We start from the raw sequence: 24515 nt of genomic DNA on the forward strand, positions 1-24515 counted from the left end.
AGAGGGCTGTGGTTTTTACTTGTCCGCGGCTGTGAGACACAGGCTGCTAGTTGAGCAGCGGGTTGTCTCCGCCGGTGATGGCGCTGAAGAAGTCGTCGATATCGGATGCGTCTGCATCGTCGATCTCAGGCAGGCGACGTTGTGAATCGTTCAGCGATTCACTCATCAGGTCGTTGCCTGCTTCGGCAGCGTCCAGATCGTCGTAACCCAGGGTATGTCCCAGTTCGTGCATCACGACGGTCAACAGGTCCATGCGGCCGAAGGCTTCGCTGTCTGCGTCGGCGACCAGATTGCCGTCCGCATCCAGCGTGAATTCGCTGCTGTCAAACGGGCTGTCGTCGACGAACCAGCCATAACCGGCGGCGTTCACATCGATCAGGATCGTGCTGCTGGTTGCACCGCCGAGCATCGCATCCGGCAGATCCGCCAGCACGAAGCTCACCGACTGCAGACGATCCATCTCGTCAGCGGTCAGCCCTGTGGCACTCCAGTAGGTCAACGCGGCATTCCGGACGGCGTCCAGATCGGCCTGGGTGATCGAGGCAGCAGGAGTGCTGCTCTCACCGGCGGCAGCGACCAGTGGTCCGGTCCGTTCGATGCGAACGGCGTCCGCGATGATCGAACCGTCGGCCACATTGTCGCTCAGCGTCACCGTGATCGAACCACCGGCTCCAACAGCGATCGTCCCCAGGATTTCCCAGTCCTCGCCTTCGGAGTTGAAGTCATTCGGTGCCACGCGCTGATTGACCACGATCGGACCGGTGCCGATGTTGTATTCCGCATTCGTTGCCCGGGCCACGTTATGGTACCAGGTCGTGGATACGGTATACGTTCCGGCGGCCAGTCCGGTAAAGTTCCAGGTTGCCGTCCCGTTTTCGCCCTGGTTCAGCTGCTGACCATCAGTCTGGTAGTAGAACAGGCTCGCTCCCTGTTTCAGCTGCCAGTTGCCTACATCGCTGTAGTCGGCGTCTCTGTCGTCGACAATCTGCACAGCCGACATTGTAGCCGAGACATCGATGTCGAAGGGCGCTTCGTCTGCATCATTGTTGGCAATCGAAACGGTACCGGATGAGGTACCCGAGACGCCGGTGCTGTTGAATTCCAGCACAAACGTCGTCGACTGACCGGCGAACAGGGTTGTGGTTCCCGGTCCCGAGAAGACGCTGAAATTCGCAGGTGTTGTAATTGCGCCCAGGTTCAGGGTGTCGGTGCCGGTATTCGTAATCGTGAAGGTCTGGAACAGGGATTCCCCGAAGCCGGTTGTTCCCAGATCCAGGCTGCTGACGCCGCTGACCAGGTCCACGGCTCCTGCCTGTACTTCAATTTCCGGGTCTTGCATGCCGACCGGAATCAGTTCCAGTCGCATGGCATCGGCGGCGATATCACCGCTGGCGCCATCATCAGTAATCGTCACGGTCAATGTACCGCCGGCGGCCACCTGGAAGTCTCCCAGTTCTTCCCAGTTTGTGCCATCGGCACTGAAGTCATTGGGAGCAAACCGTTGATCCAGGCTGACCGTAACCGGTCCCCCTTCAATTCCGGAGATCGTGATCTGGGCATCCGGGGCCAGGCTGCTGTGCTGGAACCAGTGAGCAGATACCTGATAGGCGCCGGCTCCCAGATTGTTGAAGCTCCAGCTGGCCGTGTTGCTGCCCGGCAGATCGCCGCCGTCCAGGACATCCTGATCCTGCTGGAAGTATTCATAGAAGGCCGTCGTGGTGGAAAACGTTTCCCAGGGACCGCTGTTGCTGTAATTCAGATCCCCGTTGTCCACAATCATCGAGTTCTGTGCCGATCCCGTTACCGTGAAGTTGAACGGATTCGCGTCCGCTGAATCGACGCCGAAGGAGACCATGCCCCCAAACGGACCGGCTGTCGCGGCATCCATCTGCATCGTGAACGTGGTCGAAGCCCCGGGTGGCAGGTTGTCATTACCAAAGCCACTGATCAGAGTGAATCCGGCTGGCAGGTTAATCGTGCCCAGTGCCATGTTCCGTTCACCCGAGTTGGTAATGGTGAAGGTCTTGACGACAGCTGCCCCGACGATGGTCTCTTCAAAGTCAACGCTGCTGCCATCTTCCACTTCTACTCCATCGACTTCCACGCTGATCACCGGATCGACCACACGATAGATGCGGATTTCATCGGCGTACACAATCCCGTTGGCATTGTCGGTCAGCAGGACATTCAGGGCATCACTGGTGATCACAACCGGATCGCCAATGAATTCCCAGAAGGTGCCGTCATCCAGGAAGTCATCAGAGCTGGTCTGCTGGTTCACCAGTACGGTGGTTACAGGCGTCACATCATCAAAGATCGTGTACGGTGCGTTGCTGGCGGCTCCGTGACCGTTGGTGGTCACATCCGGGTGAACGTACCAGTGTGCCACGACCTGATAACGGCCCGGTTCGACATCAAAGCTCCAGGTAGCCGTATTGGCTCCCACGCCCCCTGTTACATAATCGCCGGCATACAGGAATTCCGGATCGCCGACACCGCCGGGAGTATGACCGGTCCAGGTTCCCGTGGTGGAGAAATCAGTGTCCGTGACACCGACGGTGGCCGGACCCGCTGTTCCACTCACAGTGAAGTTATAAGGATTCTCATCTTCGTCGCCCGTGGTGAAGGAGATTTGACCAAAGGTGGAACCGTTGGTCCCCCCGTCAAACTGGACGGTAAAGGTGACCGAACTACCGCCGCCAATCGTTACCGGAACAGTGTCGGTTCCGAATGGCGAAGCCGGATCAATGCTGAAGCCCGGAGGAAATTCGATCAGGCCGGTGACGTCCACGTCGGTCATCGACAGGTTGGTCACGGTAAAGGTCTTGATAATCGGAATGCCGGGCAGCGTGCTGCCGAAGTCGACGTTGCCGGTGTCGTCTTCAACGACCGTGCCCATGTCCACGGTCACTTCCAGATCGGGTTCCGGCAGATATTCAATGCGGATCGCATCGGCAATCACGCCGTTGGCCAGATCGTAGGAGTCACGCGGGAAGTTGTTGGCGTCGTTGGTCAGGGTCACCGTCAGGGTCCCGCCGACCACGAGGTACGACAGGTTCAGATCGAACCAGGCAACGCCGTTTTCATCAACAAAGCTGCCAGGAGTGATCCGCTGGTCCACATCGAGATCAAATACGCCCGCTCCCCCATCCAGGGAGTAAGGGGCATCATCAACGCGGTTGTAAAGCGGCGACCAGGTGGTCGAGACCCGGTAATTGCCGTCGGCCAGATCGGTGAAGGTCCAGGTGGCGGTTTCTGTTCCGGGGGCAGGCGTGCTGCCGGGCTGATTTGGAACCGCGCCCGTGATATCTCCTTCGAAACCGACGTTGCCTTCATTCACACTGGTGGTGAAGGTTTCAAAGCCGGCGGTGGCTGAGAACTCGGCATCGCCGTCATCCACGATCACGACGTTGGAAACCCGTCCGTCCAGCAGGATGTTGAAGGTCGCTTCATCCACGTCATCCGTATCGAATGAGAAGATGCCGGAGCGGTCTCCGAATGTGCTGGCGTCCATCGTAATCGTAAACTGGATCGTGGAACCGATGCCGATCGCCTGGGCTGTCAGGTCGGTCGTATAACCGGCGGGGATCGTGATATTACTGATATTCAGAACCGCTGAGCCGTTATTGGTGATTTCAAAGGTCCGCACAGCGGGGGTCAACAGTTCGGTGTCGCCGAACTGAATGCCGCCGGGATGACCGTCGACCACCAGGGCCGGTGGGGCCAAGGCGTCGGTCACATCGGTCAGCTCAATTTCCGGACCGGCGGAGACGCGTTCGATGCGGATCGCATCGGCGGTCACTTTGCCGTCGGCCAGGTTGGTCAGCATTACGGTCAGCGTGCGGCTGTTAATCGTAAACACGCCCAGATCTTCCCAGACCGCACCATCGACACTGAAGTCATTCGGAGCAATCTGCTGATTCAGATCCGAGGTTCCCAGATCAACGGCCGTCGTGCCGATGTCAGTCTGGGCACCGTCAAAGACGGTAAACGGGGTATCGGTGGCCACCTGGGCCACAATACCCGGGTTGGTTGAAACCGGCCAGGTCACTGAGACCCGGTATTGTCCCGGTGTCAGGCCGAAGAATTCCCAGAAGGCCTGAGCGGGACCCACGCCGGTCGGCGTGGTGCCGGCAACCGTATGAATGTCGTCTTCGAAGCCGATGCCGTTGGTGATGGCGGCGGTTCCTGCCGGATGGTAAGGCCAGTCGCCGGTGATTGTGAAGGCAGAGTCGCCGTTGTCCACGATGAAGCCGGGATTGTCTTCGAACGGACGCACGTTTTCAAAGTTCAGATACTGCACGGTCCCCACGCCGTCGGCCGTCAGGGAGAAACCGGTGTCGATCACTTCCTGTCCCTTGGCGTCGAAGTCCAGTGTGTCGTTCCCCCCGCGGCCGTCAACCGAACGCAGAACCGGTGGTCCGTCGATCGGGAAGTTACCGTCCTGGGAGAGCGGATCGATGAAGATCAGGTCGTTGAACTCACTGCCGACCACGTTTTCCATGAAGCTGGGGTTCGTGTCCGGCTGCTGTGGTTGAATCTGTCGCAGTTCGACCGTGTTGCCACCGAAGACGTCCTGCGGTGTGTTAATGATGTCGGCGTCGAATACGATGCCCTGGCTGGCGAAGCGGAAGTCGACCGTATCGTTGCCGTGGATATCGGTAATCACGTCGACACTGCCGCCGGCCCCCGGTTCCATCAGGAACACGTCGTTGCCGCCGTTTTCGCTGCCGACGCCGTTACCACCGCCGTCCAGGTTGTCACTGCCGAAGCCGTCACCCAGGATATTGTTGTCGTTGTCGCCGGTGATATTGTCGTTACCGTCACCACCGAAGACGTTTTCGATGCTGTTGTCATCGTCGCCGCCGCCGGTTCCCAGTGCCAGACCGCCGCCGATATTGGTCGCGGTTCCCGCAAACAGGTCGACGTTCACGCCGGTCGTGTAATCCCGGTAATCGAGGCTGTCGTTCCCCAGATCCCCGTTCAGGGTTCCGGTCAGGCCGGCCCCGTCACTCAGGTCGAAGCGGTCATTCAGGCTGCCCCCGATCAGGTTTTCGAAGTCGAGGAAGCTCAGGAACTGTTCCGGTGGTGTGGCCGTGGCGTCACCGCCCGTGGTCGGACGACCGATCATCAGGTTGGGACGATCGGCGATAATGAAGCCGGTATCCGTAGAGGTGATGCCCCAGTAGTTGTTCAGGTCAGGACCTTCCAGCGTGTCACTGAGACCGGACCCCAGCAGGTCGTCGATGTTATCGAAGCCCAGGCTGCCGATGCCGGTTCCCAGGATGCTGCCGTTGTTTTCGCGGCCCTGGAAGCCGTCGATGGTTCCCAGACCGGAGAGGGCAATGTGCACCACGGCGGCATAGGTGGTGTAGTCGATGGTATCGACGTCGCCGCCCCCGTCGATGAAGCCTCGTAGAATGCTGCCAGGCAGGAAGAAGAATTCATCATTGCCGGCATCCCCGTTCAGGCGGGTATCCACGCCCATCGGCGTGCTGCCGTTCTGCAGGGAGAAGTCATCGTCGCCGTTAAAGCCGTTGATCGTGACGTTATTCAGGTCTTCCTGAGTCGTCAGGTTCACACTGATGTCATCATTGCCGTCGGTTCCGGTGACGTTCAGGTTATCGATTGCCATATACGTGATATCGGTGCCCGCGGCACTGGTCAGGCCTTCGACGGTGGTCGAAGTGATTTCAAACGTGTCACCCGTCAGATCGCCGGAATCGATGATCGTCAGCGTGTCGTTGCCCCCTTCGCCGTCAATCATGATCTGAGCATTGATGTTGTCGACGGTATTGCCGGCATCAAAGACATTGATCACGTCATCACCGGCGGCTGCCAGGATGTTGATGTTGAGTACGCCCAGCGGAGCCGAATGCACACGGATCACATCGTTGTCGGCTGCGTTGGTGCCAAAGACGTCGTCGGCATCGATTACAATGCTAGTGATGTTGCTCCCCGGTCCCACAGCGATCAGATCAATGGTTTCGCTGCCCGGTCCGGAGACTACTACCAGATCCTGATATCCATCAAACACCAGGTCGGTGAATCCCCCGTTGCCCATGATCTCAGTATAGCTGCTGAGCAAAGAGGGGGAGTCAATCGCAATCTGGTTGGTCATGGGGGTAGCACTGGCATCGACGTGGAGTTCACCACCTGAATAAGTGAGGAAGTCGAGTCCTTCCAGACGGGCAAACGAGAATCCGAAGTCAATATCGGTGTTCCCTGACTGTGCGGCGACGATATTGCCGCTGCCCAGGGCATCGTCCAGGTCCGAGAAGTAACCGACATTATAGGTGTTGATTGAGGTAATCAGACGAAATGCGTCGTTCATGCCTCCGCCACCATCAAAATGGAACGTGATATCGTTGACATCGTAGGTGTTGGGGTTAAAGACATCTTCCAGGTAGAAGTCGGCGGCGGCGTTCAGGTGCGAGCCGCTGGAAATGCCAACTGGCGGTGCGGCTGTGGCGAAGAAGGGCAGTCCACCAGCGGTTTCGTTGACATGGAGCGAATCGCTATCACTGGACCCCAGGACGGTGAAGGAGAGGATATCAGCGATCGCCCCGGTGAAGAAGATACTGGGGTTGATGGCGATTTGCAGATCGGTGCCCGTTGCATCCAGAGCCACATTGATGTCATCAGCGGCCCCGTCCTGGAAGCCGGAAGCCAGCATGTCCAGCACCAGGTGGTAAGCACCGGTGCTGGTGGTGACGTTTTCGATGCTGCTGTAGGTCACCGGCAGTTGCAGATCGGGTGCGAGGAAGCTGAATTCTCCCGAACCGGCATCCATACCCAGCGTCAGTACTGGCGGATTAGTTAAGCCACTGAAGTCCATGTTGAGGACGTCGCCTGGTCCCGGCAATGTGGGATCACCGCCATTGATGGTGATTGGCGAATCGCCCGTCGGCAGAATGTTGAACGTATCTTCGTCGTCGCCACCGTTGATCGTAGTCAGCGTGGCGTCGACATTACCCAGCAGGTCGACGGTCGCTCCGGCGGCATCCGGGTCGCCGGCGCTGGGGTCGACGTTAATCTCAATAGTGGTTGCTGCGATGACTTCGCCCGTCAGTGTGAGCAGGAAGTTATCGCCGGAGTTCAAAACCACATCTGCGCCCGTTGATTCGACGGTCACACCGGCGTTGATTGTCAGATCATCCCCGGGGCCAGCACCATCGGTTGAGGTCAGCGTGACCGTCCCGGCACCAGTGACGTTGCCGGAAACAGTTAATGGGCTTGCTGAGGTGATATCAATCGAACCTGTATTGGCTTCGACATCAGAAAGAGGCATTCCAATAAACAAGGGTGCCCCAATGTCTAATGCACCCATATTGTAGATGTTAATGTTTCCACCTGGGGTTGATGCTGTCAGTGTAGAAACAGCGGTATCAATATCGCCATCAGCAAAATTACCGATGCCAGTTGCTGCTAGAAATGCGGCTTCTCCTCCGGTAATCAATGTGCCTTCACCGACCGTGTTGTCAATGATTGCCCCATTGGTGGTTTCGATCAGGATCTGTCCTCCTATACTGACCAGATTCGTAAGATTGATATCTTCAGAGGCATGAATGGAGAGGAGACCACCACGAGCATTAATTATGCTACCTTCATTTTGTGTAAACTCACCAGTACCCGAATTATTTAAATCTGCCCTCAAATTAATATATGCAGACGTAGTCGTATCAATACTGGATGCACTACCCAGAATCAGGTCATTAAAAGCTAAAAGATTAATCGTACCATCATTAGATTCAATGGCAGCATTCACTGTAAGTTGGTTTCCGGATCTGATACTAACTATCGAATCTAAATTTGTGGAACGGACATCCTGGTCGACTGTAATGCTGTTATTAGCTAATAAATCGATATATCCATTATTAAACAGACCTGAGATACCATTCACAGTTCCTACGTTAACGCTGTCGTGTTCGAAAATTACAATATTGCCACTTGAACTGCTGGCGGACAGCGTATTAACGTTCACGCCTAAATTTGCTGAAATCGCTGTATCACCAATCCCTGTAGCGGCAAGTAGAGATAAACTGTCTGCAATAATATTTGGAGGAAAAAGGTTTACCGTTTTGTTATCGATGATTGCACCGGCGCTGGTGGTGATCTGTACTTCGCCGCCGGTAGTGATTCTCACAACATTGACATCGTTTACCGCATCGATGTCGATCAGACCGTTACCGCTACTGTTAATCAATGAGTCTTCAATTAAGTTTACTTGTCCGGTTGAGTTAATGCCGATCTCAAACGCACCGGTATTCGAAATGGTTGTTCCAGCATTCTGGTTGAAATTACCGCCCGTGTTCTGCAATAACAGATCCCCGCCGGAAGCGGTCACATTTTCGGTGACTGTCATGGTACCGGTCGAAGTGATCGTTGAAGGACCGCCGACTGTTACGCCGTTGATGCCACCGGCAAAACCGACGTTGAGCGTACCCGTATCGTCGAGCTCCAGTCCGCCACCAATGTTGGCTTCCAGAGCGGAAATCGCCGTCTCGAGGGCATCAAAGAGACCGGCTCCTGATCCCGAAACCAGTGTGGCATTGTTTGCGGTAATATTGTTCACCCCGGCATTGGCATCAAAAATCGATCCCGCTGTCGCAGTGACAGTCACATCACCGGTGGTGGTAATCTGCCCCAGCATAATACCAATGCCGGCTTGTAGGTCGATTGTGTTTGCTCCGGCATCAATCACGCCTGCTGCGGCAAAGGTGATTCCAGAAGACGCATCAATGTCCACACTGCCGGTGGTGGTGAATGCGAGATTGACATTCACCAGCGCCGCATTCAAGTCAGCATTGCCAGCACCAATATCGATCGTGCCTGTGTTAATCGCATCATTGGCACCTGCGTTGACCGTCAGGTTGGCGGAGAAGGCAGCATCAGCCCCAATGAGATTCACGGTATCGATACCAGTGCCACCAAAGGCTTCGGTATTGATGGTTAGTGACGCTGTGGGATTCAAAAAGAGGACCGATTCTCCCAGTGTGGAGTCGATCAAAGATTGCCCCGCGGCACCACCGTCAGACAACGTGATGAGCTCATCAGCACCGGTAAAACTGAAGATCCGGTCTGCCGCATCGATGTTGTCAATGATCGGTTCCAGACCGGTATAAGTAATCGTCGCGGTACCTTCACCATTAAAGAATACACTACCTTCACTATCGTTGGAAAAGCGGTGTTCCACAGTGGTTGCCGTTCCGCCGAGGATTTCCAGAGTATCGCCGGCGCCATCTTCGCCACCGGTGCCTCCGTTGAAGATGAGGCCATTTACAGGATCGAGCAGACCGCCCATCGGATTGGTCACGCGCAGAAGATCATCTCCCTCCAGGCCATTGAAGGTGAGGGAGGTGATGTTGGTTAACATCACGGGACCTGTCACGGTTTCTCCCATTCCGCCGACATCGGTGGTGAGGATAAATGTCGCAGTATTGGCATCAATAAAGGTGATTTCGAGCAGATCGTCTGCACCTGATCCATCAATCACGATGTCACCCGCCCCGAAGAGGGAGAGATCCTGGAAGGCACCGATGTGCGGCGTCATCGTGTTTGCATCAACGGCGTGTTCGGATGAACTGAACGCGGCTGTCGAACCGAAGCCGATGGCAAACTGTTCTGCCAGAGAATCTGGGTCAGTAGGTGCATAATTCGGATCGCTTTCGTAAGCAAACAACGGATCGCCGAGGATATTGGTTGGGTCCAAAGGCAGATTGGAATTCAGATCGTTGTCGTGGAAGACGTTGTAGGTCACGGTTGCGTTGGCAGGAGCGAGGACTCCGAACCCTTCAATGGGGGGCAGGGGAGGTTCAGCCTGAATATTCAGGTCAATGTTTGTTCCACCATCACCGGTTGCGACTGTGGTGCCGGGGGCATCGTCCAGGTTCCAGTAAGCGACCAGGCGTGGATCTCCATTCAGGAATGAGGTTCCAACACTGGTTCCGATGATTTCAGCGCGTTCTGCCGGATTGAGTACTACATCGAACCAGGCGATGTCGTCCATCAGACCGTCGAAGTAGCGACCACTGTCACCGGGGTCACGACCCACATTCATCAGACCATTGATCGTATCGATGAATTGCATACTGTCGAAGCTGGACAGGTCTGTGGGGGTGAATCCGGGCAGATAGCCACTGACTTCCGTTCCATCGATGTAAATCCGCATTTCCGAGGTGGTGTTATCCCAGGTGTATTGGATGTTGGTCCATGTTCCTGCGACACCGGCACTGGGGCCGTCTTCAATCACGAAGTCGCCATCATTTGCGACTCTTCCGTAGAACTGACCTCCACTGTTTGGGCGGAACTGAAATTCCAGACCCTGATTTCCCGGACCTTCAAAGAACTGGTTCCGTTTCCCGGTATCTTGCATGTTGACCCAGAAACTCAAGGTACCTTGCGCGCCGACATCGAACGAGGGATCCTGGAATGTGGCAAAATCATCGATGCCGTCAAATTCCAACGCACCGCCGAATTGTCCCATTCCCGGGCGGAACTCAGGACCAAGTGGACTGATTCCGTTTGCGGAAATATACATCTCGATGCCGTTTTTATTGTCGACGGCAATATTGCCGGCACCCTGATCGAAGTCCCAGTGTGCGATGAGACGGGCGTCTGCTGAGAGTGTGGCCACGCCATTCATTCTAATGTTGTCGCGGTCGGTCTGATTCAGTACAGCGTTAAACCAACCGACATCATCCATCAATCCGTCGAAGTGTCGATCGCCGCTGGCATCGCGACCAACGGTGACTAACTGGTTGACAGTGCTGATGATCTCAACCCATTGGCTGAGATCTGCGTCATAGGTAGTGCTGAGATAGCCAACTTCCGTGCCATCTACATAGATGTGCATTTCCGGATTCACGCCGCCATTAAAATTCCACGTGTATTGGAGATTCTGCCAGACACCTTCCGTTCCACCAGCGCTGCCATCTTGAATAACAACATTATCACCGGTGTTGTTAACGCCGCGCCCCGGGCTACCAAAGAACTGACCTCCCGTATTTTCTCGAAATTGAAATTCAAATCCCAGATCGTCCAGACCTTCAAAGAACTGATTGCGGCGGCTCTGATCCTGCATATTGACCCAGAAGTTGAGCGTTCCGGCTGCTCCCACATCAAAGGCAGGATCCTGGAACAGACCAAAGTCATCGACGCCGTCAAATTCCAGTGCACCACCAAACACGCCGCCAGCGGGGTTCCACAAAGGATCGTTTGTGGGTTGAGGTCCGTCATAAGTGAAGCCGTTAAAAATGTTATCAGTGATGTTGACCGATCCCGGGGGAACGGTGAGGTTTGGATCAAAGTAAATACCACCAGACTGGGCAAAGTTGCCGACCCCGTTGATCGTGGCAGAATCCTGCCAGTCAAACGTGTTGTGAATGATGTCGACACCATCGGCGGTCATGCCTTGATTGGTAATCGTGACGGTATAATTCTGATCGCCCTGTTCCTGGAACGCGCCGGCTTCCAATCCGTTTCCGAAGTAGTTGAAGGAAATTTCACCACTGAAGGCTTCGTTGTTCGGATCACCCAATGTTCCCTGAGGGCCAATGGCGATCGGCCCCCAGCGGAAGTGATCGGCACGGAATTCATTACGGGTGATCAGAAAGTTTTCACCACTGCCACTGTTGCCATCACGGATGGCGGCGCGTCCGAATTTTCCTTCAAAGATGGAATCGGAGATTTCCAGATTGTCAGCATTTTCAAAGACGATGGCACTGCGGTAGTTGTCACTGAATAACAGATTATTCAGTGTTGTATTGTCGCCTGTTGTGACAACGACATATCCACGATAGTCGGTTGCCATCGTGTGCGTTTCCCAACCTAACTGTGCGCCACTGATCGACACGTCATTACCTGAAATGTGGATCACTTCATCATAGGTTGTGGGAGCGCCTGATTTGCGAATTTCGACATCTTCTTTACCGGCACCAACGATGGAGACCGCCTGGTTCAAGTTCAGAGTGCCTGTTGTCAGATAAGTGCCCGCGGCGACATTAATGGTGCCACCAATACCAGCGAGATTGAGGGCATCCCGCAGATCAGCACCACCGGCAGAACCAAGTACATTAACCGTAGGAGCATCACCGGAAATACTGGCGGCAATAATATCGGCATCCAGTTCAACGGTTCCACTGGTAACAGACAGATTTCCTGAGCCAATGTCTGTTGTATTTGTCAGGAAGGAAACAGAATCGTCTGCTCCCGCGTTGATGATTAGATTCGCGTTGAATTGCTCATCCAGTCCTTCTACATTCAGGGCATCGATGCCACTGCCTCCGCCGAGTTCGGTATTGATCGTCAAGGAGTTTGTGGCATTCAAAAAGGTAACCGACTCAGCCAGTGAAGAGTCAATGAAAGACTCACCATCATTCAGATCACCATCATCAGACAGTGTAATCGTTTCTGCTGCTCCTGTGAAAGTAAATACTCGATCTGTAACGTCCAGATTGTCAGTGATTGGTTCCAGGCCGGTATAGGAAATAATCGGAGTCACTGCTCCATTGATGATAATATTACCTGAGCTGGCATCGACCAAAACATGCTCTACGGAAGCTAAACTACCGGTCCGACTCAGAACCAGTTCATCGTTACCACCAGTTCCACCGTTAAAAATAATTTGAAGTGGAGTGGTCTCATCGATGCCGGTCAGGTCAACCGTGAGTCTGTCATCCTGATTGGGTTCACCATCAATGACTAAGGGGCCGCCCAGAGAAAGTAATGGTATTGTGGATATGGTCATACCGGAATCATTGTCCGTTAAAACCAGATTCGGTCCCACTAAACTGAGTGTGTAGTTGTTGGCTGTGCCATTCACGGGCAGTGTAATCTGTGGTGTTGGATCTTGAACGACAATGGAGACATCGTTGCCGTCACCACCTGTGTAGGTCAGAAATGCCGTTAAGCCTGAGACACCGAGAAAATTGGAAAATTCATGGCCTTCATCAAGACCAGCGAAAGTACCGACAACAGGATCAACGCCATCATTGTTGATCAAGACAAACTGTTCGCCTGCAGCAGGATCATAGCCGTCGATTAGATTTAATGTTGCTCCCGCACCAATAGTTACCGTTCCCGTGACATCAATCTGATCATATTCGGTTCCCGGAGTCGTTCCGTTAATCTCAATATCCAGGCTTCCCGCAGGAACGGAATTGGTGTTAATGGTGATCGGAGCATAAAACAGATCTTCGTTGCTGCCATTGGCTACACTATCGCCATCGATCATCAGCACGCCGGTAATCATATTCCCTGCGATTTGTACGGCGCCGATGGTCATTTCATCCAGTCGCGTCAAACCAGCTGAACTCAACGCCGTATTGGATACAGAGATAAAATTATCGATCTGGCTGGTAATTACCAATCCGGTAGGATCTACGATCAAAGCACCAATGGCGCCCAACGTACTTTCAGAACCTTCGCCATCCACATAGAGATAGAGTGTCTGCCCGGATGAAAGGCCAATCGCATCACCACTGGGAGACTGATTCTGGAAATTTCCGGTTGAACCATCGATGAGGGCACCAACATTGGTCAGCGGGCCGTTTGAGCCGGCGTCTGTTGTCCAGAGGACGATGTCCCCAAAATTGTTTTGTGCATAGATGCGGCGTTCGCCGTTGATTTCAATGATCCCCCCGCCGCCGGTGGTGCCGGAGTCGGAGCCGATTCCCGGAGTCGGGAAGGGGTAGGGGATTAATGTCTCATTGATCCAGGTCTGTCCGCCGTCATTACTGATGGCGTGATACTGACTGGTGACACTGGGGCCCGTGCCGGTATGAAAATATCCTTCCAACACGCCGCCGCCCATGTTGAGGATGCTGGCATGGTCGCCCGAGGTCAGGCCAGTTGGACTGGTGATGGCGCCCAAGACTAAATTTGTTCCGTTCCAGGTATAAGTGGCCCGGCGGAGTTCTCCCGTGGAACCTCGCCAGAAGAGAATATTTTCTCCCTGAACCGATTCAACATAACGTAAATCTTCGCCGGGTCCCACATCGAGATGAGTGAAGCTGCCCAGATTGATGTTGTTCAGCTCGAACGTATCTCCCTGAATATTCAAACCATTCGTGTGAATGATTCCGGGACTGAATCCAGGAGCCAATGTCGCACCATCTGTGACTGTCAGTATTCCCTGAATATCAGGTGTGCCGCTCAGTGTAATTCCACGGTTGACGGTCACGTTTTCTGTATAAGTTCCTGACTGAACTTCGACTGTTCCAGATGCGTCAACCAGATTAATGGCGTTTTGAATGCGGGAACCGTTTTCCGGTTCGCCGCCGAATGTATGTACGCTGAGAGTTGATGTGTCGGGTTGGAATCCGGGAGCGACGCCGTTGGTGTCAGCACCACTGGTAAGAATGGTTGAGAAGTCAATAGCACCATTGGTTTGAGCTAAGCCGTCTACGACACCGACGATTCCAGCAGCAATCACGGCAGAATCAGCAGTACCCCACCAGTTTCGACTGGCATCGAGATTTGCCTGAGTGTCCTGCTGGAAGAAGATCAGTGCTTCATTATTGACAATACTGTTGTCGCGAATCACAACGTTGGTGGGATGATTGCCAAAGGCTTTACCGATTCGGATGGCGTAATTGATCTGTCCTGAAGAAACTGATGCCAGATTGTCGTGAATCGAATTATTTGTAATTTGAACATTATCGACGTTTTCACTGACATAGATCACGCCGTTTTCACTCGTACTACCGCTGACGTCGTTGCCGCTGACGATCACGTTTGATCGCTCGACCGTGATGCCATCCTGCAGGGAATCAATGACTACGTTATTGATGATATAGCTGGTCGTGGTATCTGCCCCTATTTCATCAATGACCTTGATGCCGTCATTCTGATTCAGGTGATCCAGATCAAGCAAGTTTCCTTCAATGGTAATAGCTTCGGAATCGTAAACATAAATGGCCCCGTTGGTGCTGCGAACATTACGCAATTCATTAAAACTGATATTACTGTTCGACGAGTAGGCGAAATTTGCACCGTCGCCTTCAGTATCAAAGATGTAGTTATACTGGATCGATGAATTGCTGGCGTTGGCCAGCTGTACGCCTTCGTCGCCTGTTGAGTTGTGAATGATATTGTATTGAACCGTGATATTATCTACGGGATTGCTGCTGCGAACGAGATCACCAGTACCGTTCGTGATGACCAGGCCGTCCAGGGTGACGTTGTCAGCATCAATCAGGAAGATGCGGCTCAGTGAGCCTCCGCCGTCAATGATGGTTTCTGTGGAGTCGTCGGTTTCATCTCGTAGAGAACCGGTGCCGGGACGTGGATCAACGCCGGCTTGTGCCCCCTGAATGGTGATTGACTTGGATACTGTAATTGTCGAACTCGGCAGATAGGTTCCAGCGGCGATGATTACTGTACCGCCATCCGCAACATTGTCGATGGCTTCCTGAATCGTAGCGAATGCGTCGACACCAAATTCGGTGGCGGGGCCTCCTGCGTCTGGATCCTGACCTGGAGTTGGATTACTGAAATTGTCATCTACGTAGACCACAGCCGGGCCGTTAAACACAAATTCAATGGCGCCAATGTCTGGTGCTGAGCCTTGCGGTCTGGGGGTTCCGATCTGGTCAAATAACGCGGTGGTGCCTCCATTATCAATCGCTTCGCTCCCCGGAAGAGGGATATGAGTCTGTATTGCAGACTGTGCTCCCGGTGAACCGACCATTGCGCCATTGGGGGTCAGAGCAGAAAGGTTGGCAGGAGTTCCGGTAATATCAGTCGACTGGAACACAAAACCATTGGGAACATTTTCAACCGTTCCATTAATCAGGTTATATCCATTGGAAGTAGTGAGATTAAACATCCCACCATCGGTTCCGATCTGATGACCGCTGTTAGCATCCAGGATTGTGCCGGAGATTTCCAATTGATTTGCAGGTTGAAGTGGATTTGTGCTGAGATAAATTCCACCGGTTTCATCAACGCTGGCTGTATTGAGAGTAATTGTCGAAGTCAAAATTGTTGAATAGGTGGCATTAGTGGCGATAGCACCACCAGAGAAAGCATGATTACCCGAAAAAGTACTTTCAGCTACGTTTAATGTATTTGATGGCGAACCATTCAAAACAGTCGAGGAAATGGCTCCTCCTGTGCCTGATGTGCTTTCGACTGAATTATTCATCAGCGTGGTAGCAAAGATTGTTGTGCGCAATTGTATCTCATTGGAACCAATGCTGCTGATTGCACCCCCACCGACAGTAGCATTGGCCTGATCGGTCACTTTGTTATTGAGCAATAAAGAACCATCAATGCGCACATCGGCGATCACACCAAATGTCGACCCAGTTCCACCCTCAAATATTTTTGCCAAGATCGCACCACCGCCCTGAGGACCAGAGGTTTGGTTGGAATCAAATACACTTTCATTAATATTGAGTCGTCCGCCGAAGGATGCATACGCGATTGCACCTCCGCCACCATAAAGACCCGCCGATTCTGTTGTCTGATTATTAACAAAAGTAGAACCGGTGATGGTGTGAATCACACCTTCATCTCGACTTTCGGTGATATTGATTGCTCCGCCTTGCGCAGAGTAATCACCAGCGACACTATCAGCTGCAGCAATATTGTCGAAAAAGAGACTGTCTTCGATGCTGACAATCGTATTATAAGCATGAACTGCAGCTCCCCACGATGATTCATTTTCAGAGAATTCCATGGCTTGCAGAGTTAATGTGTGATTAGGCAAGTTACCCAAAGCCAGAATACCACCACCGCCATTCAGATCTGAATAACCAGTGTTACCTTCCCCGGCAGTAATTGCAAAGTTGGAGAATGTGGCGTTGGCATTTTCTACTGTAAATACGCGGAACAAGTCGTTGCCGGTCACTGTGATCTCTTTTGTACCAGAGTCACCATCGGTATCGCCGTTGATGATCACGTCGTCTTCGATATGCAGAGTTGTTCCAGCATTGATTGTTCCAGAAAGACCTGTCTGAAAGACAATCGTATCTAAACCTGCATTGGCATTGGCCTGATCAATCGCGTCTGCCAGTGAACCGGTACCACTGGCGTCTAAATTCTCGACAGTGAATGTCGTGAGCAGCGTTCGGTCTTCCAAGGCTTCTGTCGTCGCGATTTGATTATCCACAATCGCCTGCCAGCGCCGGCGGATGGCACGACGGTCACGGGATCGAAAGACGGGGCGTTGTTTGATGCGAGAAGTCAGCGTGTTGAGCCAGTTGGTCAGTAGCATCCTGTTATTCCTTCGTAAGTCATTCAAAAGATTCAGGGGATGGATTATTTTGGATGGTTTTGGATAGACTAATCACGGAGTGAATGCGTTAGGTCGTGAACAGTTTGTGATCGGAGTGAGATAACCATTCAAGGAAAATTCCTCTAAGGCGCAATCAACCTATTGTCTATATAGATACTAGAGTTACCTGATCCATCTGTTCATTTCCACCGTAGTAAGTATCTCATTCTTCGTTTTTTAACAAATTTACCAATTTGTACATTGGGGTGGAGAAGTGTTCTTTTGTGTTGTTTTGAGTGATTTCATCGAATTCAAATGTAGAGATGCCATGTACGGAAAGAGGGCAGATTTGGGAAGTGGCGAGTATTTATCACCTGTACCTCAGTACGAATGGATTGTTTCCACGACGCGCTGATTTAGTTGATCATTGAGAGAGATCGCATCGCCAGCAGACAGGCTTCCTGAAACTGGCATTTTGTTAACGACTCTGATGGTTTTGTATTAGTATTAAAAGAAAAAATCCCTCCTCACTTGAAAGCGAAGAGGGATTTGAAATCAGGTAATCACGTTTTTTTAAGCGTTAGTGATCTAAAATTCGCCGATAACTTCTTCTGAATCTTTTGTTCCTAATGCTCCCCACGTGCCATACGGACTGGCTGTGTTCGTGGAGGGACTGGGGCTGGGCTGACTCAGGTCACCCGTATCGATGTTTTCCGAGACGAAACGAACGGCACCATCAGCCATCAAGACATGGACGCCCCCGACATGAAGACTGGAAGGGGCAAGAGCGGCATGAGTAGAGTCTGCATTGACATTCGTGCCTTCCGCACAGGAAGGACCATTGGGAGGCAGGATTGTCGTAAAGACGCAACGTTCTGCCTGTCCGTCCCAAAGTGAAGTTCCATGCTTTCCTTTTACACTTGTTCCACTCACCCAGTTGGCGCCAGAAGCCAGAGTCATGCAGGCACCAGGATTTGTACGAGGTGCCTGCCCCATGGCGATCCCTTCGACTCGTCTGCGTCCAGCATTACTTGCATTGGGGCCATAGTTGGCTCGGACATGCTCACTCATGGCAATGGTATTACTAGTCCCATCGGTAATATCTCGAATGCGTGTTCCATATCGATAGGGAAACAGTCCGCGCGAGTTAGTTCCATTGATGCTGGTTGCAGAGTCACCCATGCAAAAGACATAACTTTGCGCCCGGATAGTCTGTTTGTTTCGTCCATCGGACGGACACATCAACATTGGCAGAGAAACATTCCAGACACTCCAGCCACACCAGGCGCAAGGCCCAAATGGGTGAACTGGAGTCGTAGCTCCCAGGTCACCTGCAGCAATTTTGTTAAACAAGGGCGCCTGGTCCATATAAGGCAGTAGTCCAACAAAGCCACTCAAACGAGCACGGTTTGATGTCGCACTATCGGAACCGTTTGTGCCTCCTCTTCGCAGAACAAACATTCCAAAGACATCATGGTAATTGTGTAATGCCAGCCCAATTTGTTTTAAATTGTTCTTACAAGTTGATCTGCGAGCTGCTTCACGAGCCTGTTGTACTGCTGGCAGTAATAATGCGATTAAAATTGCGATAATAGCAATCACAACCAGTAACTCAATCAACGTAAATCCTCTACGCTTTTCTTTTAGATAACTCTTCACCAAAGATACTCCTTATAAATACTAGGTAGAATCGATCCCCGATTGGCGCGCTTCGTAAAAGGGGATACAGGAAAAAACTTTCCTGATAAAAAACGAATCGATATTTAAATTGTGATAAGAGTGGCGGGAAGAAAAACAACGTAAAATATAAAACGCTGTTTTGTAAAAGTGGCTAATGGCGTTTGTTGAAATTAAGTCAGTTCAAGATGTGATATGTAGTTATTGTGAAAGTAAGCTCTCACGTGGATGACCAAGTAAATAATCTACCTATTCAATGTTAGTTGAATTCCTGGTGATTTCAACTAACATACTTAGAGAATCTTGTTTTTTCAGTTAATGTTCATTAGGTCCTACAGTGAAATTACGACTTGGTTATTTGACTTCGGAAGTTAATTAACTTTCTTGTTTTATTCTGGGCTGATTTTAGAATGGCAAAGAGGGTTCAGTGATGCGAAATAGTTTGTGGAATCAATTTACAAAAGTTCCCCGTTGTCTGATATTATTTTTGGTTGTCTCGTTGCCTGGTTGTGGTGGCCCTGAAGACACGCGGCCGGTACGGAACTCAGTTTCTGGAGTGGTCACCTACCAGGGGAATCCAGTTGAAGATGCGATCGTTGTATTTCGCCCTGTTGGTTCAGAGGGGCAAACGGCAAACGGACGCACTGATGCGGCAGGCGCTTTTCAAATGGGGACTTTCGAAGGAACTGATGGTGTTGTGCCGGGAGAATATTCGGTCATGATTTCCAAGTTGGAAGCAACAGACACGAGCCAGGCCCTGCCCGAAGATGATCCTAACTATGATCCCAATCCGAAAGTAGAGGCGCCTCCCAAAAATCTGCTTCCGGAAAAATATGCGAAGGCTGATACCTCAGGACTGACGGCTTCAGTTCCTGAAGGAGAAGAAGTCACTGATCTGAAGTTTGAATTAAACGACTGAGCGTTTCGCATCAAAAAATGGCGCTGTAATTGTTAAGCCAGAATTTCCTTGATTACGCGTGGGTGGTTGCCTACGCCGGTCAGGCGTTCGTTTAAACCGTTTCGGGGAATGAAGAGTTCTTCGTGGTTTATTCCCAGAAGATGCAGCATCGTGGTGTGCCAGTCCGGCACACTGACCCGATTTTTGACAGCGGCAAAACCCAATTCGTCGGTCTCCCCCCAGGTCAGTCCACGCTTGACGCCGCCGCCTGCCATCCAGGTACAGAGCGCATTTTTATTGTGATCACGGCCCGATTTGCGTTCGTCTTTATCTGCCGAGAGTTGGGCGATTGGCAGGCGGCCCATTTCGCCACCCCACATGACGAGTGTTTCGTCTAACAATCCACGTTGTTTCAAATCTCTCAACAAGGCAGCCACCGGTTGATCGGTTCGTTGACAGGCATCTTTCAAGCTGGTTGCGATCGCGCTGTGAGTATCCCAGATTTGACTGTTGATAAATAACTGCACGAATCGCACGCCTCGTTCAATCAGTCTGCGGGCAATCAGGCATCTGCGACCATACGATTCGGTGACTGGCTGCCCGATGCCATACATTTTTTGTGTTTCCGCTGTCTCCTGTGAAAGGTCGAGTGCATCCGAAGCGGCGATCTGCATCCGTGCTGCCAGAGCGTAAGTCGATAGACGCGCTTCCAACTGATGATGGTGCGTATGCTTGCGTTGATGGATTTTGTCTAAACGCGTGATTAAGTCACGTTCGAGTTTGGAGACGGCGTCAGGTTGATCATAACCGGGCTTCAGGTTCAATACCGGAGACCCTGTCGCGCGAAATCGCGTTCCCTGATGTTGTGCGGGCAGAAAACCGGCCTGCCAGTTCTCGATTCCATTGACTGGCAGTCCCAGGGGATCATCCAGAACGACGTAAGCAGGCAGGTTTTTGTTTTCGCTTCCCAGTCCATACGAGACCCAGGCGCCGAGAGCCGGGTGTCCCGGAAATTCACTGCCCGATTGAATCTTGTAGAGCGCGGGTTCGTGAGTCAGGTTGGTGGTATACATCGAACGAATCATGGTGAGTTCATCTACCTGAGTCGCCAGATGAGGCATGACGTCAGAAACCCACATTCCCGATTCACCATGTTGGGAAAACTTGAACGGGCTTCTCATCAAAGCGCCCGCTTGCTCTGGGAATTCGACTTCCCCTGCGATTTTGTCAAAGTGCTGCTTACCATGAAATTGATCGAGTAACGGCTTGGGATCAAACAGATCCATCTGGCTCGGTCCCCCATTCATAAACAAATGGATGACCGATTTCGCACGCGGTTGATTCTGCGGGCCAAATGAGGGCGTTTCCGGGTGGGGTTTTGATTTTGACTCGGCATACAGATCCTGCTGTAGCAGCCAGGTCAATGCGGCCCCCTGAATCCCCGTAGAGACTTGTTGAAAAAAACTGCGTCTCGGTATTTGATTTTGAATGCAGTGATCCTGTTTCATGTGACGACTCGTTATTTTAATTAATCGATATATTGAAACTCTGCCAGATTGAAGATCGCATGCGAATAATTCACCAGCGATTTTTGATTGCTGTCCGTATTCTCTTTCTTCTGTTTATTAGTCTCTTGCCATTGCGCTGCCAGTTGCTTCAGCGCGGCAACGCCAATCTGTTCCTCTTCTGCTGTCGGAGTGCGCCCAAATGCTTTCAGATAAATCTGTTTGACTTGCGCCAGCAGATCGGTTCCCACTTCACTCCGAATCTGGTCTGCAAAATGGACTGCCAGCTGATGAACCATTTGATCGTTCATTAAATGCAGCGCCTGTGGAGCGACAAGCGATTCTCCCCGGCGCAGACAATTGGGCCCCATTTGCGGATAGTCGAAATTATCCAGCAGCGTTGGAATTTGTGTGCGACGTTGGAGTATATAGATGCTTCTGCGCCATCCACGGTCAGAGCGTTTTGACGTCACCAGACCATCCGATCGAACTTCAACCGGATCAGCCGGCCCAAAGGGAGTTTCATCCAGTTGGCCCGAAAGATAGAGCAACGTATCTCTGAGAACTTCCCCCTCCATTCGCTTGAGTGGCATCCGCGATAGAAGACGTCCATCGGGGTCAAGCCGTAAAGCTCGTTCGCTGACCTTCGAACTCTGTCGATAGGTATTCGATGTGACCATTAATCGATGCAGGGCTTTGAGGCTCCAGTTTTGACGTACAAACTCATTCGCAATCCAATCCAGCAATTCCGGGTGAGAAGGGCGTTCGCCTGCATGACCAAAATTACCCGGCGTATTGACAATACCTTTACCGAAATGATGCAACCAGATTCGATTAACGATCACGCGTGCTGTTAAGGGGTGATTTGGCTGGGTTAACCACCGGGCAAAGGCCAGACGCCGCCCAACCGGCTTCCCTTTTGGGTTTGAATTAGAAAGCATAAATGATGGATTGTTTTTTGTGAGAACCGCAGGCACACCAGGACTCACAGGACGACCGGGAGTCAGATAATTGCCACGCTTCAAAATATAAGAGGGTGAAGGGGACCCACGCGACCACAGGGCACGAATCCGGGGTTCTGACATTCGTTTCGCTTCCAGAGTTTTGATTTGAGTCTGTAATTCCTCTGTTTTCTGTTGATATTCGGGATCGAGCTTCTTCAACTCGTCCGGGGCAATATTGATCAGTTGTTCGTGTTTTTTTAACAGCTTCGTCTGCTCAGCCGTATGTGAAGACGGATCATTCGAAAACGCAATCAAGATCTGTTTTCGATCTGTGTCAGGCAACACTTGAATTTTTTTCTCCCGTTGCACTTTCAGTGTTTTGGCGGTGAGATCTTTTAACGCTTGCCTGGTTTGATTTACTTGTGCCGTCAATTGTTTTTCATGATTCTCATAATGACGGCGTTCTTCAGGCATGACATGGGGGAGCGTACGTGCCCCTTGTGACTTCAGCCAGTCATGTTCATCGTACGCTTCCTTAAAAATCGCCGTCAGACGGTAATAGTCCCGTTGTGGAATGGGATCAAATTTATGCGAATGACATCGAGCACACTTTAGCGTCAGTCCCATCACCGCTGATCCCAGAATGTCCATTTCATCGGAAATGACTTCCAGCCGATCCGGTACAAAGTTGGTGATATTGGCAAAGGTGCGATCTGGCGCAGTTCTCAGAAAACCAGTCGCGACCAGGCAGTCATACGCTTCTTGAGAGATTTCCTGCGATTGATAATCGACGAGTTCATCACCGGCGATCTGTTCCGTCAGAAAACGGGAATAGGGTTTGTCCAGATTGAAAGCACGAATGACATAATCGCGGTAGCGGTACATGTGCGGTCGCACTTTATCCTGGTTTTGAGCTCCTTCGGAGTCAGCATATCCGGCGACATCCAACCAGTGCCGCGCCCAGCGTTCCCCATAGCGGCGCGATGCCAATAAACGATCGACTAGTTTTTCATACGCGAGTGGATCAGGATCATTGAGAAACTGATCGATTTCGTCGGGCGTTGGCGGTAGACCGGTCAGGTCAAAATACAAGCGGCGAATTAAGATGCGTTTTTCTGCTGTGGGTGAAAAAAAGAGCCCTTGTGTTTCCAGTTTTTTCAGAATAAATGCATCAATCGGGTTTTTGATCTGGTCAGTATGTTTCACTTGAGGGGGCTGAACTTTTGCAGGAGGTTGGAACGACCAGAATTCTCGATCTTTGTCCGACACCAGTGAATCAGCCAGCCTCGTTTCTGCGTTCGTATTCTCTTTCAACTCCGGCAGCTTGAGTCTGATCCATTGGGAAAGCAACTCCAGCTCGTTCGCTCCCATCGGTTTCACACTGACGGAAACCAGCTTCCGTCGAGGTGGCATCTCGCCCGACTTGATTTTCTGGATCAGGATGCTTTCTTCCGGTTTTCCCGGAATCACTATTGGTCCCGATTTTCCCCCTTTCAGGATAGACTCTCTGGTTCTTAAATCAAGGCCCGCTTCCTGTCGACGGCCACCATGACAGGCGACGCAACGCAAATAGAGCAGGGGGATAATATCATGCTGGGTGACCGCAGGTGCAGATGAAATGGCTTCGCGAAACTTCGCGCCATTGGCGATCCAGAGACGGAGTGATTCTATTTGATTTTGATTGAGGCGATCTTTCTCATCTGGTGGCATTTCTTCTGCTTCGATCATCTGAAACAGCAGGCTTGCCTCCGGATCTCCCGCCTGCACGATCCGCCCCGATTCACTGCCCTTGAGAATTCCCTGCGCTGTGCTCAGGTCAAGTCCCGCCTTTTTCATATTGGGATTATGGCAACGGACACATTTGGCTTCGATGATCTTCCGGGATGAGGTTTCATAGAAAACAGGGACACTTTCCGAGGCTTGTGATCTGGATGCCACTGCGATGCAGAAAAGAATCGAGCACAAAAAAAGACCGATTGACGAGCGATGAAAAAACAGCGGGCGATCAATCTGGGCCAGAAGTCTACCAATCATCGTCTTTCTCCAAGATCCTATAATCCCGACATGATAAGATAGAGTTTGGATTATTTCTTCGTTAAAAACAAGGCCCATTGTTGTGAACGAGAAAATCATCCCTGGCAGAACTCGCTATGGTGCGTGAACTCTGATTAAGTCAAGCAGAAAATGAGCTCTGGCAGGAATGAATACTCAGAGCGTAATTTGGGTCTCCAATTAACTTTGCGATGTGGAGAGAGCGGTCTTCCTGTCTT

5 protein-coding genes are annotated in these 24515 nt (G+C 51.8%); 1 reads left to right on the forward strand and 4 read right to left on the reverse strand.

Annotated features, from left to right (window positions below; genetic code table 11):
- Positions 1 to 46 precede the first annotated feature (46 nt).
- A complete protein-coding gene (locus Enr17x_RS08470; protein WP_145307766.1) occupies positions 47 to 17221 on the reverse strand; it encodes a golvesin C-terminal-like domain-containing protein in 17175 nt (5724 codons plus the stop codon).
- 588 nt (positions 17222 to 17809) lie between these two features.
- The gene (locus tag Enr17x_RS08475; protein ID WP_145307768.1) at positions 17810 to 18880 is read right to left on the reverse strand and encodes a DUF1559 domain-containing protein; all 1071 of its coding nucleotides are present in this window, start codon (positions 18878 to 18880) and stop codon (positions 17810 to 17812) included.
- A gap of 448 nt (positions 18881 to 19328) precedes the next feature.
- On the opposite strand from Enr17x_RS08475, the gene Enr17x_RS08480 reads away from it, so the two are divergent.
- Positions 19329 to 19817, forward strand: a complete 489-nt coding sequence (locus tag Enr17x_RS08480; protein ID WP_145307770.1) for a carboxypeptidase-like regulatory domain-containing protein — start codon at positions 19329 to 19331, stop codon at positions 19815 to 19817.
- 32 nt (positions 19818 to 19849) lie between these two features.
- Here Enr17x_RS08480 and Enr17x_RS08485 read toward each other — a convergent pair whose 3' ends face one another.
- Both Enr17x_RS08485 and Enr17x_RS29970 read right to left on the reverse strand, forming a co-directional pair.
- Positions 19850 to 21304, reverse strand: coding sequence for a DUF1501 domain-containing protein (locus Enr17x_RS08485; RefSeq protein WP_145307771.1), 1455 nt, complete (start codon positions 21302 to 21304; stop codon positions 19850 to 19852).
- 20 nt (positions 21305 to 21324) lie between these two features.
- Positions 21325 to 24279 carry a PSD1 and planctomycete cytochrome C domain-containing protein gene (locus Enr17x_RS29970; RefSeq protein ID WP_232100988.1) on the reverse strand — a complete coding sequence of 985 codons (2955 nt, stop codon included), beginning with the start codon at positions 24277 to 24279 and terminating at the stop codon, positions 21325 to 21327.
- Between the last annotated feature and the right edge of the window lie 236 nt (positions 24280 to 24515).

The sequence above is a fragment of the Gimesia fumaroli genome, assembly GCF_007754425.1.
In the GTDB taxonomy this organism is placed as follows: Bacteria; Planctomycetota; Planctomycetia; order Planctomycetales; family Planctomycetaceae; genus Gimesia; species Gimesia fumaroli.